The organism is Reichenbachiella sp. (genome assembly GCF_033344935.1).
Classification (GTDB): domain Bacteria; phylum Bacteroidota; class Bacteroidia; order Cytophagales; family Cyclobacteriaceae; genus Reichenbachiella.
Genome location: NZ_JAWPMM010000001.1, coordinates 1,308,957 through 1,329,495, shown reverse-complemented (window position 1 = coordinate 1,329,495; position 20,539 = coordinate 1,308,957). Strand labels below are relative to the sequence as shown.

General features: G+C 40.9%; 17 protein-coding genes. 2 read left to right on the top strand and 15 right to left on the bottom strand.

Annotated elements, in window-relative coordinates; all coding sequences use genetic code 11:
* Positions 1-4: 4 nt before the first annotated feature.
* The 9 genes from R8N23_RS05720 to R8N23_RS05680 form a co-directional block, all read right to left on the bottom strand.
* Positions 5-1,954 (bottom strand): NADH-quinone oxidoreductase subunit L, encoded by a 1,950-nt coding sequence (locus tag R8N23_RS05720; RefSeq protein WP_318170608.1) that lies wholly within the window; start codon positions 1,952-1,954, stop codon positions 5-7.
* Complete coding sequence (gene nuoK, locus R8N23_RS05715; protein WP_318170607.1) at positions 1,954-2,256, bottom strand: NADH-quinone oxidoreductase subunit NuoK; 303 nt, start codon at positions 2,254-2,256, stop codon at positions 1,954-1,956. The genes R8N23_RS05720 and nuoK overlap by 1 nt, the downstream gene beginning before the upstream one ends.
* Entirely contained in the window at positions 2,243-2,770 is a 528-nt protein-coding gene (locus tag R8N23_RS05710) for an NADH-quinone oxidoreductase subunit J (RefSeq protein WP_318170606.1), read from the bottom strand. Before R8N23_RS05710 ends, nuoK begins: the two co-directional genes overlap by 14 nt.
* A complete protein-coding gene (locus R8N23_RS05705) occupies positions 2,771-3,832 on the bottom strand; it encodes a 4Fe-4S binding protein (protein WP_318170605.1) in 1,062 nt (353 codons plus the stop codon).
* A gap of 13 nt (positions 3,833-3,845) precedes the next feature.
* Positions 3,846-4,886, bottom strand: coding sequence for an NADH-quinone oxidoreductase subunit NuoH (nuoH, locus tag R8N23_RS05700; RefSeq protein WP_318170604.1), 1,041 nt, complete (start codon positions 4,884-4,886; stop codon positions 3,846-3,848).
* 124 nt (positions 4,887-5,010) lie between these two features.
* Complete coding sequence (gene murI / locus R8N23_RS05695) at positions 5,011-5,817, bottom strand: glutamate racemase (RefSeq protein WP_318170603.1); 807 nt, start codon at positions 5,815-5,817, stop codon at positions 5,011-5,013.
* 106 nt (positions 5,818-5,923) lie between these two features.
* The gene (locus R8N23_RS05690) at positions 5,924-6,712 is read right to left on the bottom strand and encodes a glycosyltransferase family A protein (protein WP_318170602.1); all 789 of its coding nucleotides are present in this window, start codon (positions 6,710-6,712) and stop codon (positions 5,924-5,926) included.
* A gap of 17 nt (positions 6,713-6,729) precedes the next feature.
* A complete protein-coding gene (locus R8N23_RS05685) occupies positions 6,730-6,876 on the bottom strand; it encodes a hypothetical protein (protein WP_318170601.1) in 147 nt (48 codons plus the stop codon).
* A 225-nt stretch (positions 6,877-7,101) separates the two neighbouring features.
* A complete protein-coding gene (locus R8N23_RS05680) occupies positions 7,102-8,736 on the bottom strand; it encodes a PKD domain-containing protein (RefSeq protein ID WP_318170600.1) in 1,635 nt (544 codons plus the stop codon).
* Between the two features lie 579 nt (positions 8,737-9,315).
* On the opposite strand from R8N23_RS05680, the gene R8N23_RS05675 reads away from it, so the two are divergent.
* Positions 9,316-10,095 (top strand): hypothetical protein, encoded by a 780-nt coding sequence (locus tag R8N23_RS05675; protein ID WP_318170599.1) that lies wholly within the window; start codon positions 9,316-9,318, stop codon positions 10,093-10,095.
* 143 nt (positions 10,096-10,238) lie between these two features.
* Here R8N23_RS05675 and R8N23_RS05670 read toward each other — a convergent pair whose 3' ends face one another.
* From R8N23_RS05670 to R8N23_RS05655, 4 genes are all read right to left on the bottom strand, one after another.
* On the bottom strand, positions 10,239-11,612 hold the full coding sequence (locus tag R8N23_RS05670; protein WP_318170598.1) for a pyridoxal-phosphate dependent enzyme: 1,374 nt from the start codon (positions 11,610-11,612) through the stop codon (positions 10,239-10,241).
* Positions 11,613-11,782: 170 nt separating this feature from the next.
* A complete protein-coding gene (locus R8N23_RS05665) occupies positions 11,783-12,214 on the bottom strand; it encodes a hypothetical protein (protein ID WP_318170597.1) in 432 nt (143 codons plus the stop codon).
* 25 nt (positions 12,215-12,239) lie between these two features.
* A complete protein-coding gene (locus tag R8N23_RS05660; protein ID WP_318170596.1) occupies positions 12,240-14,108 on the bottom strand; it encodes a hypothetical protein in 1,869 nt (622 codons plus the stop codon).
* A 114-nt stretch (positions 14,109-14,222) separates the two neighbouring features.
* Positions 14,223-16,463, bottom strand: a complete 2,241-nt coding sequence (locus R8N23_RS05655; protein ID WP_318170595.1) for a Tex family protein — start codon at positions 16,461-16,463, stop codon at positions 14,223-14,225.
* 139 nt (positions 16,464-16,602) lie between these two features.
* Here R8N23_RS05655 and R8N23_RS05650 point away from each other — a divergent pair, with 139 nt between their 5' ends.
* Positions 16,603-17,181, top strand: a complete 579-nt coding sequence (locus R8N23_RS05650) for a TlpA disulfide reductase family protein (protein ID WP_318170594.1) — start codon at positions 16,603-16,605, stop codon at positions 17,179-17,181.
* Here the strand turns inward: R8N23_RS05650 and R8N23_RS05645 are convergent.
* Positions 17,168-19,372 carry a hypothetical protein gene (locus tag R8N23_RS05645; protein WP_318170593.1) on the bottom strand — a complete coding sequence of 735 codons (2,205 nt, stop codon included), beginning with the start codon at positions 19,370-19,372 and terminating at the stop codon, positions 17,168-17,170. The genes R8N23_RS05650 and R8N23_RS05645 overlap by 14 nt on opposite strands.
* A gap of 1 nt (position 19,373) precedes the next feature.
* Positions 19,374-20,537 (bottom strand): DUF4249 domain-containing protein, encoded by a 1,164-nt coding sequence (locus R8N23_RS05640; RefSeq protein ID WP_318170592.1) that lies wholly within the window; start codon positions 20,535-20,537, stop codon positions 19,374-19,376.
* Positions 20,538-20,539: the final 2 nt, after the last annotated feature.

The window sequence follows — 20,539 nt, the reverse complement described above, 5'->3', positions numbered from 1 at the left end:
ATATTTATCCAATCAATAATTCAAAAAAGTAAAAAATCAGCAGCAAACCAAAGACCGCCCAGGCCAAGTATGCCTGTAGGTTTCCGCCTTGCATTTGTCTGGTGCGGTTGCCCGCAAAATTGACCGTCCAGGTCAGGAGTTTCACGCCGCCATCCACCACAGTTCGGTCAAACCAGCCCGTCAGATAGGCCACTACGACTTGCGTCTCCCCGATCAGATTGACCACTCGGTCTACCACCTTCTGATCCCACCAATAGGCGGCTTTCGCCAATAGCAAAGCGCCACGTACGATCGCCACTTTATATATTTCGTCGAGATAAAAGTTTTTATTCGATAAAGAATAGGCTACTGTCTTGATGCCATTAACCAAGCCCTCGAACATTTTCTTTTCTATATAGAAATAAGAAAATGCCAGACCAGCCAACGCCAAAGCGATCGACAATACTGGAATCAAACTAAAATGCTGAGCAATGGCGCTGCCATTAAAACTCGATAATATGGGAAGTAGCCAGCTGCTGTTTGGGTTGATGGGATTGGCAGAAAAGACAAAACCCAAAGACAAGAGCGAAAGAACGATCAGTGGCACTTTTATGACCAAAGCTTCCGAATACTTTTCCTTTTGCTCACCGTTATTAAAGAATACTTTGAAATACAAACGAGCCATATAGGCAGCCGTCATAAAGACCGATGCGAAGCCGAAAAAGACCACAACAAACGGCAATTGGCTCGAAGCCAATCCATTCAAAATCATTTCTTTAGAAAGGAAACCAGAAAACAAAGGCAGGCCAGCCAAAGCCAGCATACAAAGCGTAAATGCCGTAAATGTAACTGGCAACACTTTTCGCAAGCCACCCATATTGGTGATGTCTTGGGCATCAAAGTCGTGATCCTGATTAGTTTCATGATAGTAATGAATGATGCTACCAGAACATAAAAACAAGCCGGCTTTGAAGAAGGCATGGGTAGTAAGATGCATGAAAGCCGCTACCGGAAACCCTGCCCCAACCGCCATGATCATGTAGCCCAACTGCGACACAGTAGAATAGGCCAATATCTTCTTGATGTCATTTTGCGCGAATGCGGCAAAAGCACCCATAAAGGCAGTGATACCCCCTACGATGCCAATAATGGCAAGCACCTCTGGCACGAGTAATGGAAAGATGCGCACCATCAAATACACACCAGCCGCAACCATCGTAGCTGCATGAATCAATGCCGAAACAGGCGTAGGGCCGGTCATCGCATCTGGTAGCCAAGTCTGCAGTGGAAACTGCGCCGACTTACCAACGGCTGCTAAAAACAGCCCGATGCCCATCGTGATCAATAGTGAACTAGGGATACCCGATTGTGATAGGTCTAATCCAATGAGTGCTTGAATATTTAATGTTTTGAAATAAGCGAACAGGATGAATATACCAAGCAAGAATCCAACATCACCCACTTTGTTCATGAGAAAAGCTTTGAATGACGAAATCGGTGGTGCTGCTTTTTCAAACCAAAATCCGATTAAGAGATAAGAACTAAATCCTACTAATTCCCAGAAAATAAAAGTGAGTAGCAGGTTCGAAGACAACACAATGCCATACATCGAAAAAGCAAAAAGACCTAATAGGGCAAAATATCGGGGCTGTGCCGCATCATGCTTCATGTATTCCAAAGAGAATATAGAGACCAATAAAGCTACAATAGCCACGACGATACACATGATCCCCGATATTTGGTCATAGTACAATCCTACTTGGAACACTTGATTACCTGCTGTAATCCAATCCAAATCTAAACCAGTTTCAAATGGTATATAAAAGAATGCACTTACCGAATAAACTAAAATGAGAGTCGCAGTAATCACCGCTATCAAACCTGATCGTTTATTTGGGACTAAATACGATAGTATTCCACCGACAAGTGGTAAGAATAGAATCATCAATGGTAGTATGTCAGTGTACTTTAACATCACCCTTTGAGTTCGTTGAGTTGGTCGACATCGGATACGCCCTGATGTCTGAATATCTGATAGACGATCGCCAGTGCCACGGCCGATTCAGCCACTGCTACCACAATCACGAATAATGTCATCATCTGACCAGTCAGATTCGGGTCGTTTTGCGAGAAAGCGATCAAGTTGATATTGGCGGCATTGAGGATCAACTCCACACCAGCGAGAATCATGATCACACTCCTTTTGATCAGGATGATCACAAGCCCAATCGACAATAGCAGGGCGCTAAATATGATATAATGCTCAATCGGTACCATGTTTCTTTTTTAAGTTGTGGCCAGCGATATAGGCCGCCCCTACCAGCGCCATCAGGAGCAGCACAGCAGTTACTTCCAGCGCAATCAGTTCGGTGGTCATCAGGTGTACACCGATCTGCTCGGTTACATTCAATCCGATTTCTGCGCCCTTCTCAAAATTGTATAATGGAAAGCCACCTTGGATGGGATACAACAGCACGCCCAACAGACCCAAACCAATCAAACTCCCAACCACCACATTGCGGTTTTGAGTTTCTAATCTATTGCCATCAATCCGATGCGAGAGCATAATACCAAACATCATCAAGATCAAGACACCGCCTATATAAATCATGATCTGGGTCACACCCACAAACTCCGCATTAGAAATAATGAATACTCCCGCAATGCCCAAAAACACCAGCACCAGCATAAATACCGCATGCACCACGTTTTTGGCAAAAAGAATCCCTAAGGCAGAAAACACGGAGAATCCGGCCAGGATATAAAATGCGATGACGTTCAATCCCTCCATTTAATCTTTCTTCTTGGGTTTGATCTTAGGTCGAAAAACTGGCCTTGGGCTTTGGGCTTTAGGCTTTGAACCTTCCGACTTCTGACTTCCGTCTTCTGTCTTCTTCACTACCGTCTTTACCTTAGGTTTGAAGACAGGTTTCGCAGCTTTTGGTTTATCCTCCGACTTTGAAACGTCCACTCCTGAGTCTTCCTGCTTCTTCACCACTGGTTTCACCTTCGGCTTAAAGACTGGCTTTGAACTTTGGGCGTTAGGCTTAGTATTCTCAGCTTCCGACTTCTGACTTCCGTCTTCTGCCTTCTTCACAGCAGGTTTTACTTTCGGCTTGAAAGCTGGCCTTGCTGGCTTGGCATCCGCTGCTTCCGACTTCGGACTTCCATCTTCTATCTTCTTCACTGCCGGCTTACCCATTTTCACTTTTGGTTTAAACCCGCCAGTTTTAGGCTTTTCGCTAGTCTCACCTGAAGTCGCAGTATCTGCTTTTGCTGCAGCCGCTGCTGCTTTTGCTTTTTCCTTTTCAGCCTGATGCGCTTCGAATTCAGCTTTTTTCTCAGCTACCAATTCAGGACTCATTTCACCAAACTCAAAGTTGTGCTCTTTCAGATCGAATACACTGAAGTCGTAATCCTTGGTCATGGTGAGACACTCCGTAGGGCAAACCACCGTGCAGAGTCCACAGAAGCAACATTTCGACATGTCGATGTCGAACTTAGCCGCATAAATTCTTTTAGACGTACCGTCTGAGGTTTTGCCGATTTCATCTACGGCACGTACCGGCTCTATATCGATACAGTTTACCGGGCAAACTTTGGCACATTTGTCACAGACAATACAATCATCGATTTCATTGTTCAGCTGGTACCGGCCGGTGTCAGGCACAGGCAACTGCTCAAAAGGATATTGCAAAGTCACAATCCCATCCTTTTGCTCGAAATAGGTTTTGTCCTCTACTCCCACGGGCGTACGCGAAGTCCTTGCTTGCCAGAAATGGCGCATGGTGATCTTCAGGCCATAAGCCAGAGATGCAGTGGTTTGGATGATATTTTTAAAATATTGTTTCAAATCATTTAGTCGGTTAGCCTATCCACAATTTCCAAATCCCACACACAAATACCATAAACAGCCCGATCGGTGTCAGGTACTTCCAGCTCAAAGCCATCATCTGATCTACTCTCACACGAGGGTAAGTCCAGCGCACCCACATTTGCACAAATACCAAGACCATAGCTTTTCCGATTAACCAGAATATCCCCAAAGCATCGCCTAAAAGGGTGCCATGCGTGCCAGACGTCCAATCTGCTAATTTCACTGCGCCCATATTCGGTAATGGTGTATTCCAACTTCCAAAGAACAGAATGACGGCCACCAGTGAAACCAGAAGCATCATACCGTATTCGCCTAGCATAATGATCGCCCATCTAAAACCTGAATATTCAGTATGAAAACCGCCGATCAGTTCAGATTCTGATTCCGGTAAATCGAAAGGCGTACGATTCGATTCTGCCAATGAAGCGATGAAGTAAATCAAGAAAACAATCCAGAGCATGGGATAACGCATAACGTTCCAAGCCAGGAATCCGCCATAAGTATTTTCAGTATTGAGCAATCCCTGCTGGATGGACATCTCTTGCAGATTTAGGGTTTGTGTAACCATGACCACACATAGTATTGAAAGACCCAATGGGATTTCATAAGACACAATTTGAGCGACAGCTCTAAGAGATCCAAAAAGCGAAAACTTGCTATTCGATCCCCAGCCAGCCATCAGGATGCCAATGACATCCAACGAAATGACTGCCATTAAGAAATAAATCCCTGTTTCTACCTGCGAGCCAGTAATGTCTGAGGTAAGTGGCAACACAGCAAAACCCGCGAAAATCGCTGTGAAAATAACCAAGGGTGCTAATATGAATAGCACTTTATCCGCAGATTTGGTGATGATATCTTCTTTTTGAAGCATCTTCAATACATCTGCGAATGTTTGCAGAATACCATATTTACCCGCCACCATCGGCCCTAGTCGATCTTGCATAAAGGCAGACACCTTGCGTTCGGCATACACCGCCAAAAGCACAAATACCAACAGAAATGGGAGATAGAATAAAAATGCTATCATCAGTGATTAAATAAAAAAGTAAGTTAAGAATTCTCAGAGGAATTTCCAGTGACTTCGCCTTCCTGGTAGGCAGAAAAGAATGATCCTATATTTAGGATCAAATTAGCAACAACAACAGCAACAATTACTCCCAGAGAGGGTACTTCTCAAGGTGAATTTCCTTGTTGAAGAAAAGGCGCGCTGCTTTTTCAAAAGCTGGGGTATAGTCTGATACGAGAAATTGGTCATTGCCATTTGTCTTGTCGCTTAGTAAATTCAGGGCCTTTAATTGCTGTTTTAAGCTTCGAGCTACAATATTAGCAGAATCAACTAATTCTACCTTGCTTTTGTAAAATTCTTTTATGTCTTCTTTGATGATAGGATAATGTGTACATCCTAAAATCAACGCATCGATATGGGCTAACGACGGATCACTGAGATAGTTGGCAATAATCTCTTGGCTGACCGAATTATGTATAAAACCTTCTTCGATCATAGGTACTAACAAAGGTGTAGCCAAAGCACTAAACTCAACATCTATACTTTCATTTTTGATTTTAGTCTCAAAGACTTTTGAATTGACCGTCTGAAGCGTGCCAATCAAACCCACTTTTTTTCTAGACACCCCTTCCTTCAAATGTTCAATCACGGGGTCAATCACATTAATCACGTGCGCCTTGCTGCCTACATAAGCTTTGATCAAATCGAAGGCTGCAGCCGATGCTGAATTGCATGCAATCAGAATTACCTTGCATCCACGTTGCAATAATATGTCTGTAATCTTGATAGAATAGGCCTGGATGGTGGCTGCAGATTTATCGCCATACGGCAAATGCGCACTGTCTCCGAAGTAGATCATATCTTCTTCGGGAAGCAAATTTTTCACTGCCTGTGCAACGGTAAGTCCCCCTACGCCGCTATCAAAAATTCCAATGGGTGCGTTTTTGTCCAATGCCTGAAATGTTGAATGGCAAATATGAATTATTCTTTCATAGAAGCAAACAACAATTCAAATTCCAATAGTAAATTTTGATTTCAAAAACCAGAAAATGAATTGACTAAATCAGTTGATATCTCTCCAACAGCTGGTGAATCAATTGATCGTTGCTATCAGATTTTAATAAACCGAAAAAACGAGAATTGATAGTTTGTTCTGTTTCAGGCAAATTGTAAGTATTTTCAATACACTTTACTTTCGTGTCTGTCATCATGGTGATGGTTTTGAACCAGATGTCCTCATCAGTTGGAGCCATTTTCAAATACACGGATTTGTTGAATATCTCCTCATGCAATCTATCACTTGGATATAACACCCCTCCCTTTCCATCTGGGAAAAGTTCAATATTTGGTCCTAGTTTACTTTTGTCAGTAACCTCATTTGTTTTTATCCACTGCTGATAAGGCTTCAATTTCTTTCCCGCGGTCCATTTGCTCCACGATGCTGCTTTGTCCATGATTCTGCCCTGATAGCAGATGACACAGCCTTCATTTTTGTAATACTCCTCTTTTAAGCCTCGCAGCCAATTACTTGGGTACAGCACATCATCTGCCGCTGTTACGATCAAACAACTTTCATGATTCATCAGTTTGGCAGTTGGAATTAATTTCCTATAGGCACCAATGTTTTTGGTCCATCGAATTTCAAGCCCTTTGTCCACCAGTTCTTTTAGTGAATTAGGTATCTCCTGAATGCCGTCATCTGCTAAATGAGCTTCTTCTGACAGCCAAAGCACCACTCTATCCGCCTTTACGCTTTGATCAAGAATTGATTGGATGGTTAAACTTGCCCTATCCAATTTGGATTGAATGGAAGTGAGGCTTACTATGATGGGTAGTTTATTTTTCATATATACTAACCAATCACTTAATCCTCAATGGCTCCTATGAGCTCAAGTAAGTCTCTTTCTCCCCCTTCTTGGTCTCTGGTACTTGGTTGAGGGTCATCATCAAATGCGCAAGAAGAGGCACTTAGTACGATCAGAACAACTAAAAATCTGTTTATCAATTTCATCTCACTTGCATTTTTTCCAATGCAAGCATAGCTTTCTTATATGAATTAGTGATTAATACAGCTTTAAATAAGAATGAACTTTTTCAACCGATGTGAAGAAATTATTAAATCAATGGATCAAACAAAAAACGCCCTTGCATAATTATGAAGGGCGCTTTCTTATAAAACCAGAGGCTGTTTAGAATTTAGGGCATCATTTTTCACAAACCTTAAACGGCTTTCTGATTAGTCTTTATAAATAGTAAAGAAGGAGAATTCTGCATCCGTGGCTACACCACTGCTGTTATAGGTATATACAGTTACCCTCAAATCCGAGCCTTGAGTACTCCAGCCACCTACGACAGCCTTATAGTTATTATCTCCATACGTGGTAGTCAAAATAGTATTGCCGCTACCTGCTTGGTTGGGTACAATCACCTCATAAGTACCTGTACTAGTTTTTTTAGACGTGATATTTCCGGAACCTGTATTACCATTTCTAAAAGGTGTGTAAGTTGATGTAGAAGACTCTAAATCGGCCCAGCAGTAACCTCCCTTGATATCCGTTAGATTTTTTGTGTAAAGCAAATTAAATTCGGCATCCTTTAATGCTCCAGTACCGGAATGATAGGTTCTAACTTCTACTTTTAAATCACTCCCACTAATAGTCCATTCTTTGATCTTGGCAATTGCGCTAACAGTACTAGCAGCTGTGACCTGCACATTTCCTAAGTTACCAGCTCCTACACCAGGAATGGTTACTGTGTATGTACCTACCGAAGGACTACTTATAGTAGGGGCACTCCCACTACTATTGTAAGACTTAGCTGTATTTGGTGTGTAGCTTCCTGCAGTTTCCTGATCTGCATATAAATATGCTCCTTCAAACCCTGTACCAGTCACATATATATTAAATGCCCGATCAGCCAGATTAGCATCCTTGTCAAAAGTTCGAATGTTAGCTACAAGATCATTCCCAGAATTGGACCAACTCAATACTCTTACTGCACCTTCACTACCACCATAAAGGGCCGCTTGTACATGCCCATTGGTCATGGCCATACCTCCGAATTTCACTGCATAAGAACCAGTAGTAGATCTGGTTACAGTAATAGCTCCTCCTTCAGAATTATAGGAATAACCTGTACTTGGTGTATAGCTAGCTGTTGTAGAGCTTCCACACCAGGCAAAACCTCTCATTACGGAAGTTGCAGTCACTGTAATGTGATCTGTCTTAGTTTCTATATCGGTTCCTGCACTGTTTGTTACTGTTAGTTTAACATCATATTTGCCCGGCGTATTATAGGTCACCGTTGGGTTCTCACTAGATGAACTACTTGGACTCCCACCTTCAAAAACCCATGAATAAGAGCCATCACCAGTAGATGTATTGGTAAACGTAACCGACTCGCCTTCTTCAATGGTTTGGTCGGAAGCAGAAAAGTTAGCCACTGGTGCAGACACTGTCACAGGGGCTGTATCAGTATAATTAGCAAAACCTGATGTTGCGCTTACCTGACTAATTTCAATTTCCCCAATAGTATCAGACTCTTTTATGTAAAAAGTCTTATCGCTTCCTGAATCAGGCGTTCCTATTACTTTATATACATCATCTATAATCTGATATTCGTCATAGACATAATAGATTCCAGGGCTTATGCCTATATAATGTTCAGAATCTTCAGACCCAATATCAAACGTAAGATTACCGGTATCATCATACCAACCACCGGTGAATTTTGAAGGTAGACTACCTACAAAAAATACTTCTTTGTCATCATCATCATCCTTATCCGTTAAATCTTCAAGATCACAAGATTGGATAAAAATTAGCATTGCAACTAATGCTAACAGCCTTACTCCTAGGGTTAAGATTTTCATGATTATCTAAATTTATGTTTGTGAAAAACGTAAATCTAGATAGCTAATTGAAGGTTTTTTTTGAAGTAGGGATGAACTGTAGAAAACAGTAAATCAAACGCAGATAATTGTTAACAAGCAAAACAATGAAGGTTCTCCTACATTTTATCAAATTACAATATGAAATCGCAATACATTGATCACAACTTATAAAAGCACAAACTATTGTTCTAGGATAAAACAGCGTTTTGTTTTTTAAAACCAAAATGAAATTTTTAGCATTGCACCAGCATTTCTTGAGAATTACTTTTAATTGTTATCGACCTACTGCCTCATATTTAATTCTAAAAGTAATTGAGATACTATCCCTTTGTATAAAACTTAGTTCAATCGCCAAGGCACGTGTCCACACTAGCCTTAAATGATTCGTGGGGACACGAAACAAGGCATAGATCATAAAATTTGAAAATCAGAAAAATCAAAACTATGAAAACAAAACACCTACTTACATTGACCATGCTGCTACCACTAGCCGTGAGAGCCAATCACCCAAACCCAAACTCTGCACTGGAATACCAGTAGCAAACCAATACGCGGATTTTGGTAAAAGAAAACCACCTGCGCTTTTTCACTGGTGGCACGGAAAGAGTTACCGTGGATGCTAACGGAAATGTGGGGATTGGGACAACGAATCCAAAATCATCACTTGAAATAGGTTCCCACAACAATACATCTGCAAGTAATTTAGGTGTCAATGGTAGCAAGGTAAGTAGTTTCACCGCATTTGGAAACTTATACAACATCAATGACTACGATATAGCTTCTTTCGGAAGAAGAGAGGCCGGGCACGAGGTCAGCGCAATTAAATTGGTAACTATGACTACAAGTGGCTCCACGCAAGGAGCCAGAATAGCATTTCTTAACTCCAATGTAGCCAGTGTTTCCAGCCCTACTCTTAAATTTATGGTAGGCGGTGGCGCAGGAACAGACGTCATGAATTTATTATCGAATGGAAATGTTGGAATAGGAACAACGGCTCCCTCCTACAAGCTTCATGTAGCAGGAGAGGCCTACGCCACAAAGTTTCGAGCACCAAGTAATGCATCCTGGCCAGATTACGTCTTTGAAGATGCCTATGAGCTGCACGAAATCAAGGAAGTGGAAAAATACATCGAAAAAAATCACCACCTCCCTGACATCCCAAGCGCTGCTGAAGTAAAAGAGAACGGTGTAGATATCGTAGACATGCAGGCTAAACTCTTGCAAAAGATCGAAGAGTTGACCTTATATATGATCGAGCAGAATAAGAAGATAGAATCTTTGACCCTGGAGAATCAAACACAGCATAAAAGAATTCAAAAATTGGAGAATAATGAGTAAACTACTATTGACCACAAGTCTATAGTTTTGGTAAGTTCTAATAAAAGCCAGGTTCACAAACTCATTTTGTGACAGGAGACAGCAGTCAGAAGATTGAAATGTCCGTCACTTCAGTCTTCTGACTTCCATCTTTTTCAATCAATTTACTTAGTCAAACTAACCAACAAATCAGTCTGTGTCAAAATATGGACTTTGTTATTGTCGTCCCTGACCAATAATGCTTTGGTGTCTTTATCCAGAATTTTGGACATCACATCCACGGTGTTGTCTAAGGCAATAAATTTGAATGAGGCATCCATGATTTCAGCAATTGGCTGATCCTTAAGTGAAGGATTTTCAATTACCGCCTTGAGGATTTTGGCATCTGAGATACTACCTACAAACTGGTCATCTTTTACCACCGGAGCTTGGTCGATACCATGCTCGTTCATAGTGGCAATCACTTCACCAATTTTGGCGGCACTTTCAACTGTAAACAATTCACCTTGACCATTTTTGCCAGCTACTATATCTCTAGCCGTGGCAAAACTTCCCGTTTCGGTGAAACCATGGTCTTGCATCCAGTTATCGTTGTAAATTTTTCCGAGATATCTGGTACCATGATCAGGCATGATAATCACCATCACATCATCTTCTTTCAGGTTTTCTTTGGCGTATTCTATAGCACCGTGTACTGCAGAACCACAAGACCAACCCACGAACATTCCTTCTTCTTTGGCCAATCTTCTGGTCATCAAAGCACCGTCCTTATCCGTCACTTTCACAAAGTGATCGATCAGACTAAAGTCTACGTTTTTTGGCAAGATGTCTTCACCGATGCCCTCAGTCAAGTAAGGATAAACTTCATTCTCATCGAATTGTCCCGTCTCTTTATATTTCTTGAACACAGATCCGTACGTATCGATACCCACCGTTACCACGTCCTGGCTTTGTTCTTTGAGGTATTTAGCAACTCCGCACATAGAACCGCCAGTTCCTACACCGGCCGCATAGTGCGTAATTTTTCCCTCAGTATCTCTCCAGATTTCTGGTCCAGTACTTTCGTAATGTGCTAGCGCATTGGAAAGGTTGTCATATTGATTAGGATAGAAGGAATTTGGGATTTCTTCATTCAATTTTTTGGCTACCGAATAATAGGAACGTGGATCTTCAGGCTCCACATTGGTAGGACATACATGTACTTCTGCTCCAACAGCTCTCAAAATATCCATTTTTTCGGGGCTTTGTTTGTCAGCCAAAGTGAATATACACTTGTAGCCTTTGGATATTGCAGCTAATGCCAAACCCATTCCGGTATTTCCAGAAGTACCTTCAATGATCGTACCTCCCGGCTTTAAGACCCCACTTTTCTCAGCATCTTCAATCATCTTGAGCGCCATTCTATCTTTCATGGAATTGCCAGGATTAAAGTATTCTAACTTGACTAAAATGGTTCCCTTTACACCTTTAGCCACACTATTCAACTTTACCAGAGGAGTGTCACCGATTGTATCAATGATTGAGTTATGGAATTTCATACGTTAATTTTTTGATGCTCACCGTAGTCCAGCAGATATAACCAGATATTTGACAGTTATATCTCAGTAGACAAACCTGTGTTCATCGGTTTCATAATTGAGAGTTTATTCAAACGCAAAATTAGAAAGATAAATAGGCAATCCCATGAACAAATGAAAATTGAAGGAAATTAGTAGATATAGCTTTCCTCTATGGCATTACCATTTTCAGTATAACTCACGCTCAGCCGTGTAGACGTCAATTCACCAACCTGTACCGAACCTATGGATTGGTGCTGCTCTTCAGTAAGGCTGATTGAGTTTAAGAAGAAATCATCATTATCTCCATCAACCGTATACTTCGCCTGATATAATGTATCTAATGGCAAAGGCGAACCACAGGTTGGCGGCTTGCCAATAATATAAAGTGAGTCTACCGTAGCATTAACAAAAGTGAGCGTATTGTTTTCCGAACAGGGGCCAAAAACATCTTCCCCATTCTCCATTCGACTAACTAAAGACCATTCTTTTTGCGAATCACTGGACAACAATCTATTCGCATGACTAGTTTCATAAGACTTACTTATGTCCTTGGTTCCGCAAGAAAAAAGTAAGATTAACAAGCCCGCACCAAGAAAAAGGGAAATTTTATCTGACGTTACCACTTCTATCCACTACAAAGTACCCAGGATCATTCGGATCTCCTCCACCATTTTCTAACTCTTCTTCTGTCTTTGTGTAGAAGATTGTCTCTTTTACAATGTCATTGAATTTCACATCAACTGGTGCTCGACTGATTTTCAGTGAGTTCACCCAGTTGGTCTCTCCCTCAGGCGTTACAGAAACTGCAACAATGTTCTTTTTGGATTCCGGCACCAATGAATAGATATATACGGCCACAGTTCCTTCTTGAGATGGGATAAACTTTCCTTCAACCAAAAACTCGCTATCACTGTAGGCAAATCCTTTTATATCAAAATTTCTTTTCCAAAGAATAGTTCGCGCATTGTTTACTCGAGCGATAAACCCTTTGTCTGATGCACCTTGAAATTCCAATCCAACCACGTAGGTATTAGATGAATCATCTTTCATAGATACTATAGAATAAAACTTAGAAAAGTCACGGGCTACATAAGTACTATCCATTCTAGGTATTAAATAAAGTGACTCACTGCCATCTTCACTGATACCCCATCTCGCTCTGGATTTATATTTTTCATTATAAGCCATCCATTCTTCCCTTGAATCCATCAGCTCATTCTCCAATGTTTTGCGATACTTAATAAGCCCCATTTCTCCTCCATATTGTTCGGCTACCAGCTTATTGTATTTTTTCGAAGCGATCGTGATACCGGGCTCTACTAATTTTGCTACCGCATCATCCATAATATCTAAAAGTTGCACCAGACTATCCGACACCGCCAACTGATAATCTACATCATCAGGATCTGCCAATCGCTCGTTTAATGTTTCACTTGTCAAATAATCAAACTTGTTTTTGCTGACCAAAATATTTAACAAATCAATCGCAATTGAATTTTCATCAAACTTATTGATATCCTCAAGTAGATTAGGGTCTATCTCAGTAATTGGCTCTTCATCCAAAATCCCCGAACCACCATTGATCTTCTCTCCTTGAGCTTTCAGGTCTTTGTTAGTCTGTGATATTTGGCTTTTCAGTCTCGTAATATCTCGTTTGATTACATCTTCTGCGTCCTCAGCCCACTTACCGTAATTCCATGCAACCACATCATTTGCAAAAAAGTCTACAGAGGTAAGACCATCCTCACCATAAGCCTCTATATCTTTCCATTCTAGCTCAGGACTATAGCCTTTTTTTCCGATGCGGCTCACTGCGTCTCGTACGTTCTCAAACTTCTCCTTGATTTCTGTGTTTTTATCTATGATTGCTACCAGACTGTCTTTTGTGTCCTCATTGGCCATCAAATACAAATCATTAATATTTGGATATTGTTTGGCAAATGCTTGATAGGCGGCCATTGAAAATTCATTAGCCACATTTAGGCTATACAAATCCGCATAAATGGATTTTGCATATTTATTGATATTTCTTAAACTCTGAAGTTTCTTCTCAATATCCAATTGAACATCTGAAATCTTGATACCAAAATCTCCGGTCCTCAAATCTCTTCTATAGAAATCCTGATAAAACTCATCATTCTTCTTAAGTTCTTTTTCTGTGATCAAAGTCTTCGCTTTAGTGAGGTATATCACTGCAGTATCAGATGCGCCCAAAATAGCCGTGGAATCAGTAATGATATGATAACCATTCACCAGACCTTCATAATACAGACCTACCTGCAAGTTTGGGTTAGGCTCTTCTGCATTTTTAGGATCCGACAAATATTCCCATAATAAGGGCATAGCCTGATCAAAATTTTTGGCTTCTATGAGAGGAAAAATTTCCTTGTCATATTTAATTTTTTTCTGAGCAAAGGAAGAGTGGAACACACAACATGAAAAAATACTGAGTGCGAATAGGATTGATTTCTGCATTTCTATCTCTTTTCTATTGATTTCTGGTTTACCACAAATGTAGTAAAAGATTTTTCCTAGTTTAAATTATAGTTTTTATAGGTAAAATCCTTAACAATAATATAAAACGAAGTTTTAGCTATTAAATTTCCCCTTGAGCATGGCCAATTTGGATTGCAGATCTCCCTGCACCTCTTGTTTAGCCTCTTGCTTTCGCTCAAATTTCTTTTTGGGCTTGCCAAATGGATCCGATTTCATTGATAGTGAAATTCTCTTCTGAGCCGCATTGATTTCAGTAACGGTGACTTGCACTTGCTGCTGCAATTTGACCACAGCTGCCGGATCGCTGACGAAAGAATCTGACAACTGACTGACGTGTACCAAACCATCCTGATGTACACCTACATCTACGAATGCACCAAACTTGGTGATGTTGGTAACAATACCAGGTAGTTTCATTCCGACTTTTAAATCCTTAATTTCATTGACACCTTCCTGGAAACTGAATGCTTCGTATTGCTCACGGGGATCACGGCCCGGCTTGGCCAATTCATCCATAATATCTTTCAGTGTAGGCAATCCTACTTCATCCGTAACATATTTCTTCGGATCAATTTTCGCTCTTACGGATGAATCCTTTACCAAATCAGTCACCGTACTGTTGAGATCCGTGGCCATCTTCTCCACTGTGGCATATCGCTCCGGGTGTACGGCACTTGCGTCCAACACATTATTACTTTCTCTAATCCTTAAGAAACCAGCTGCTTGTTCAAAAGCCTTGTCGCCCATTCGAGGGACTTTTTTCAGTGCTTCTCTATTTTTGAATGGGCCGTTTTCGTTTCTAAACTTCACAATGTTGTCAGCCAACTGCGGACCCAATCCAGAAACATAAGTCAACAATTGTTTACTTGCCGTATTCAATTCTACGCCCACCCCATTCACACAACTTTCTACCACATCATCCAGCGAATGCTTCAATGAATTTTGATCTACGTCGTGCTGATATTGCCCTACTCCTATTGATTTTGCATCAATTTTCACCAATTCAGCCAATGGATCCATCATTCTCCTTCCAATCGACACGGCTCCTCTCACTGTCAAGTCTTGATCTGGGAATTCCTCTCTCGCTACTTCAGAAGCTGAATAGATCGACGCACCACTTTCACTGACCATGGCTATGATAACATTGGCTGACAATCCAATGGATCTAATAAAACTCTCAGACTCGCGACTGGCCGTTCCGTTGCCTATGGCAATGGCTTCTATGTTATGTTTATCTACCATGTGTTTTACAGTAGCCGCAGCTTCGGCAGTTCTTCTTTGCGGTTCATGAGGAAATATCGCTTCGAACTCAAGCAACTTACCTTGCTTGTCCAGGCACACTACCTTACAACCGGTTCTAAATCCAGGATCTAGGGCCATGATATTTTTCTGCCCTAATGCTGGCGATAATAACAACTGCCTCAAATTTTCTGAGAATACTTGAATCGCTTCATCATCAGCGGTTTTCTTAGACGATACTCTGGTTTCCGTCTCCATGGACGGTTTTAACAATCGCTTGTAAGCATCTTTTAGCGCCATTTTTACTTGCGCTACATTGGCGTTTTGGCCTGTGATAATCTTTTTCTCTAATAGGAAATTGGCATCGTTCTCATCTGGGAATATATCCAATGACAAGATCATTTCTTTTTCACCACGTCTCATAGCTAATAGTCTGTGAGACGGGCATTTTTTCAATGGTTCTTCCCACTCAAAGTAATCCTTGTATTTCTGTCCCTCTTGTTCTTTGCCTTTCATGACCGTCGACTTGATCACTGCTTTATCCAAGAAGAGTTTTCTCAAGCCAGCTCGTACTTCTGCATCTTCGCTTACCCATTCGGCGATAATATCTCTGGCTCCTTGCAGTGCCTCTTCTGCATCTTTCACGCCCTTCTCCTCATCGATATACTTTAGCGCCAATTCCTCAGGATCGCCTAACCCCTGATCGAAAATGGATTTCGCCAATGGCTCCAAGCCTTTCTCCTTTGCCATAGAGCCACGCGTCTTTCTTTTGGGCTTGTAGGGAAGGTAGATATCCTCCAATTCGGTCATTGTCAATGCCCCTTCAATTTTCTTTTTCAACTGATCTGTCATCTTACCCTGCTCATCAATTGATTTTAGAATCGCTTCTCTTCGCTTATCCAAATCACGCAACTTGCTAATACGGTCTTTGATATAGGCTACAGCCACTTCGTCCAAACTTCCGGTTTGCTCTTTTCTATATCTAGAGATAAAGGGAACGGTCGCTCCTTCATCCAATAGGGCCACCACGGCTGCCACACCTGATACTGGAACATTGTGCTCTGTAGCAATCAAAGAAATATGCTTTTGACTCATGCGATTCTTTTATTTTTTGTCTGTTGAAAAATTGAGTGCATCAAATTTAATCACCTCGAGGAATTAATATCACTCTACTTTTGTATATGTTCAAAGAAGTTTTCCACATCCTAGGATTAGGTTTGATTTACAAAGATTTATGAAAAAAATTCTCAAAGACTGGTGGTTCATCATTGGATTGGTTTGTTCGATTTATTTTTTCGGATACGCTGAGGTGGCTGGTTTCTTTCAGCGTGTGATTCTATCTACGGGAATTATTCAAGCAGATGTATTAGATGAAAATGAGCAGTATGAAGCTGACTACGATTTTAAACTCTTGGATGAACAGGGCAGTGTTATTGACTTTAGTCAATTCAAGGGACAGACTGTCTTCCTCAATTTTTGGGCTACCTGGTGTCCTCCCTGTGTTGCTGAGATGCCAGACATACATGATTTATACAAAAAAATGCAAGGAGAAAATGTGGCTTTTGTACTGATCAGTCGGGATGAAAATTTTGACAAAGCCAAAAATTTCATCGAAAGGAAGTCCTATACCTTTCCCATTTACAAAGAAGCTTCTCCGCTACCTTCTTTCTTCGAAAGGCGGAGTATCCCATCTACCTTCGTGATTTCTCCCGAAGGGAAAATCATAGCCATGCGAATAGGTATGGCAAAATATGATACCGAAGAGTTTAGAACGTTGCTACGCGATGGCTCAACTTACTCTATTCAACCGTAAAGTAGGCCCGATGACTTAGCGCATTTCCGTCGACGGAGATACCCTCGACTCGAATTTCGAACATGCCTTTCACATCCGATGTAGAGAAGTCTAATTGTAAGGAGCCGCCCGTGTGATAAACAGCTGGGTCCCAATATAAGAGGTCCTGATAAGCAGGAATTCTTGAATTCACTTCTTGAGTAACTTGAACGATGGGTGACTTATCATTCATTTGTACAGGAACCAAGTCGATATTCATCCCTTTTGATGCTATTCCTCCTTTGTCTTTTGCCACAGTATGAACAGATAAAATCCCATCAAAGATGCTTTTACCAAAATAATATTTGTGATTGATGACATCGATTCGGTCTACCAGATAAGGAGAGAGATTCATTAAATCTTCGGAGGAAACAAATGCTCCATCCAACAGCAGCAACGTCGGGTATTCCTCATAAAATCCGTTGACCAACTCCTTCGACCGCATTTTGAATTCATATTTTTCTTCGTTTTTACTTACACCAACTTCTACAATCAATTCAATAAACGTATCTCTCATTGTATTGAATCTTGTAAAATCGTCGAGTTTGTAGCTTTTTACTTGATCAAATTGAGGACGGTAAGCTTTCGTTGAACCTTCCTTTTCCTCTACATAATAAGCGTTCATGATCTGATTGTTGATGCTCCTTTTCACAATTGCTGCTACTTTGGCTGAATCAAAAACAACTGGAATATTGGTGAATTCAGGATAAGAAACATAGTATTCTGGTTCTATAGAGATTTCAACATTTGGCACTTCTGAAAGTATATCGATCACTGGTTCTCCATCTGACACCTCAAGGTCATAAGTCAAAACAAAACGCCCCGACGAATCAGTTGTAGTAACACTCATTTGCCTGTTGATACCGGAGAAAGCCAAACCAACTGGCACATCAATGATGGTCTCGTTTTCCCTATTAGTCACCTGACCTTGCACAATACCAGAACGATATTCTGGTAAGTATTTTACTTCTTCGGGGTTTTCTAATCCACCTGTATAGTTAGAAGTAAGAAGCAAATTATCTAGTTGGTTTTCTGTAACGTTTTGATAAAATGAATGGGGGAGAATTTGATCAATTTTACTACCCACTTCCCCATACCAAAAAATCCCCAACGCCTCGCGTCGTGTGTCTACTTGCTCTACAGATATGGACAAGTTGGAAGCTGGTAAGGCGGAAAATTTCTCCTCCACCGTAGATTTAGTTTTATAGATTCCGAAAGATTGATTTTCATCTGGTTGAGCTCCTTCATTCCAAATCAATCGCTCTTGACCTTTTCCTTCATCATCTATATACACCACCCGCAATAAACCGTTCGGTAAATCATTCTTGTGAATGGACAATGCTGAATTCAAAACAATAGGGCTTGAGAAAACACTTTCCTGATTTTTGAATACCTCGACCTGCCCTTGAGTAAAATCTTCGGGATTAATGGATGTCGATTTGATCACCCACAAATCCGCCGTCTGAATGACTCTAAGCTGAATACAATCTTTACATGGCTTTGGCAAATCAATAAATTCAAACCCATGATCTTTTTCTAGTATCAATTGATATGATTCATCAAAGTCAGGAGTTATATAAAAACTAGAAAATCCAAATTCATCCGTGGCTACTTCAATAGATTCCCTTTCTTTATTCGATACTATCTTTCCTTTCCTACTTATACCTCTTTGAAACTGATCGGTAACTCTTATCACAATTTTATTCTTGGCGTTTGACAAGAGCCTCTCACCTTCTACTGCTATTTGTACATTCATTTCCAACACAGTCGCCTGTTGAAATTTTTGACTGATATAAGGATTAATGATAGTCAACGATTCATGAAAAAATTCATCGAAGTTCTTCATCCATCGCGTATAGGCAACAAATTGATAATTGCCTGTCTCCAAGTCTGTCGGAACAAAAAAACTACCCGCGCACTGCCCAGAATTTATTTCTAACTTGGTTTGATATACCGGACTTCCTGAAGCGTTTAAGATTTCGACATATAATATTCGGCTCAGTTCTGACAATTTGCCGGTTTGCTCACTTTGCAAATAGCTCTTAAAATGTAATGTCTCTCCAACCAGTAGCTCAGTTGAGCTCAGATGAGTAAACACGATTTCCCTGATGTTGCTTTGAGCCAACGATAATCCGGGAATCAATATCAGTAATATGATTATACACTTCTTCATATTAATCCCAATAGTCAGGTTTTTTATTGTCAGCATAGATTCGGCAATCACTGCAAGGCACCAACACAATAATAGCTCCATTGGGCACTGTAACTGGAAATTCAACGATGTTGTAGGCAGACATCAATTCATTGTTTAGCGTATTGATTTGGACCGTATCTACTGCTGTTTGCGGATTACAGTTTCTCAAATCATAATTGGATATAAATCCCTGACTTCTAAAGTCACTAGAAATGAAAAAATCAGTAACGGAGGAAACACCAGCCACTTCAAAAAAACCTAATACTGGTTCAGCAGGATTGTTCTGATTGAAAATATTGCCTGCAATTGTTCCTTTTTGTTTATCAAAAAAACTCCCTGATGATTCATTATTCTCCTGTAGATTTTTATAGTACTGATACGCACTGGCACTAAGCATATACTGTCGCACCGTTAAGGCATATCTATGCTCCAACTGCGGATCATCAACACTCACCATTTGAATTGGAAATTCAGACAATCTATTTTCGGAAAGACCACTGGTGCTTGCGATAATTAAACTCTGGTTTTGATCATTACCGTAGCATGTACCAATATCTTCCGCTCTGGGGCCATAGGTTTGCGTACTTGGGTACCACTCAATTCCTGAGGGGTATGGAACTTTGATTTCAAAATCTTCCAGATATTCATATCGGAAGTAGGATACTTCGCTGGTCTCATCGTGCGTATCAATGAAAAATTGCATGCCTTTCAAAACTTCACCATTTTCTTCAGATGGAAGTTCAAGATACTTACCATAAACACTATCTATGGCCACAGGCGGGGCGAGGACTTGCGGTGTAGATTGATAAGTGGTGCCGTTGGCCAGTGTAATGCTCAAGACATAGGAACTACCAGGCTTTCCTGATATAGTGGAAGCTGTTTCATAAACACCAGCCTCCGTTTCAATCAAATTGATTTCGGTGTTGCCATCTTCTATGAATCGAACTTCTGCCCCCGCTACTTTTGAAGGAGACTCACTGTCTATGGCTCTGGACAAAGACAATTCTACTCGATGGGCTTTCTGTTCATTGGTAAGCTGCGCATCTATCACCATGACTTCAACGGTCTCAGTCACCCCGAAGTCGTAGGGCTCCACACAACCAATGAAAGCAAGCAATAATATGATGACTATTATATTTCTCATTT